The sequence below is a fragment of the Moorena sp. SIO4A1 genome (genome assembly GCF_010672065.1).
In the GTDB taxonomy this organism is placed as follows: Bacteria; Cyanobacteriota; Cyanobacteriia; order Cyanobacteriales; family Coleofasciculaceae; genus Moorena.
Genome location: NZ_JAAHHX010000468.1, coordinates 1 through 1,828 on the forward strand (window position 1 = coordinate 1; position 1,828 = coordinate 1,828).

Sequence of the window (1,828 nt, forward strand, 5' to 3'; positions counted from 1 at the left end):
CAGCGATCAGCGATCAGCGATCAGCGATCAGCGATCAGCGATCAGCGATCAGCGATCAGCGATCAGCGATCAGCGATCAGCGATCAGCGATCAGCGATCAGCGATCAGCGATCAGCGATCAGCCTTGGCCTGTGGCCAGGCTACTTGAGGTGCTTTTGAAGAAAATAAGCTGACCGCTGACCCCTGACCGCTGACCCCTGACTGCTTACTGTCAATTTAGTTTTGAGGGTTAGGCCAAGGTGTTAGGTATTAGCTATAGTCCCTAGTGCCTGATCCAACTAACCATTGAGTTTCAAATTAAGTAAAATTCAGCAGGATAGTATGCAAAGCTTGATTACTATTGACCAGAAAGCTCTTTTTGAGCATGTCAGGCTCTCTTGCCAAATTCCTAGCTTAGTGGAGGGCATTGTTACTTGCAAGATTATTGAGTCAGCAGCAGCAGAGGCTGGCATTCAAGTGGAGCCGGAAGAACTCCAACAGGCAGCAGACGACTTCCGTCTCGCCACCGAACTTCATAACACTGACGAGACTTGGTCGTGGCTGCAAAAACATCATCTATCTCTCGATGATTTTGAAGCATTGATTTACACCAACACCATCGCTGACAAGGTCGCTCAACATCTGTTTAGAGATCAAGTTGAGTCTTTTTTTTATGAGCACCAGCTTGATTATGCCGGAGTCGTCATGTACGAAGTGGTTTTGGAGGACGAAGACCTAGCTTGGGAACTCTTTTATGCCTTCAAGGAAGGGGAAGTCAGTTTCCATGAGATTGCTCGCCAACATATTCAGGACGTGTCACTACGCCGCTCTGGGGGATATCGAGGAATACTACAGCGCCAACAACTCAAGCCAGAGATTGCGGCTGCGGTCTTTGCTGCCAGTCCGCCCCAGATTCTCCAACCCATTGTCACCTCATCTGGAGTACACCTGATTGTGGTTGAGGAAATCATTCAACCGCAATTGGATGAGCAGTTGCACTCTGAGATTCTTTCAAACTTGTTTTCTGACTGGCTAAGGGAACAAATGGAACAGATGGAAATTGTTGCCCACTTATAACGGGAGCCCAGATTCCGCAGGTAAACTAGAAAAGTTCGGATAGTTTTCAACTATGACTGGTTTGGCATCTTCTGGGATTAATCGCCTCCATGAAGCCGGACTGACAAAGCCTGTTTGTCAACAGGGCTCGCTTAGGCAGGGAAAAAAGAAGGAGTACTGACAGAAAGTTTACACTTGGATTCAACTTCCTTGTTTTCTGAGATTCGTTACAAAACTTTATCAGAATAGTTACAAAACTTTATATAAAACTGTAGAAAAATTGGATTTTCGGAGTGATTAATACAGTGAGGGCAGTCAAGAAAGCATAATCCTCTTAATTGCCAAACCAATCCTATTAAGAATAAGCATTTCTTGATGTAACTCAGACAAATCGGGTGAATCTTTCCGAAGATAGCAATCCACAAATCCTCAAGCCATTGCAATCAATAGGGAGCAAATGACATGGTAAATTACACTGGTGACAACTTAAACAACTACTTCAAAGCACCCAAAGAAAAATATTTTCTTTTCCTAAACCCACATTCCGCAGGAAAAATAGAAGAGTTTGCAACAGAAAGTTTACACTTGGATTCAACTTCCTTGTCTTGATGCAAAGCGCGAGTCGGGGAAACCACGGCAAAGCGCGAGTGGGGGAAACCACGGCAAAGCGCGAGTGGGGGGAACCCCCAAGACCGCGCTGCCTCCCCAAGACCGCGCTGCCTCCCCGTGAGGCCACTGCATAGCTTTTAGCCTTGTTGTCACCCCCTCAGCCATTTTGGCTGAGGGGGTGACA

At 46.4% G+C, this 1,828-nt stretch carries 2 protein-coding genes; one reads left to right on the forward strand and one right to left on the reverse strand.

Translation table 11 applies throughout. The features are described 5' to 3' along the window. Nucleotides 1-285 precede the first annotated feature (285 nt). Nucleotides 286-1,056 carry a peptidylprolyl isomerase gene (locus F6K53_RS39555; RefSeq protein WP_364304810.1) on the forward strand — a complete coding sequence of 257 codons (771 nt, stop codon included), beginning with the start codon at nucleotides 286-288 and terminating at the stop codon, nucleotides 1,054-1,056. Nucleotides 1,057-1,626: 570 nt separating this feature from the next. Here F6K53_RS39555 and F6K53_RS39560 read toward each other — a convergent pair. Continuing rightward, a partial coding sequence (locus F6K53_RS39560) for a hypothetical protein (RefSeq protein ID WP_293085460.1) occupies nucleotides 1,627-1,828 on the reverse strand: 202 nt, incomplete at its 5' end.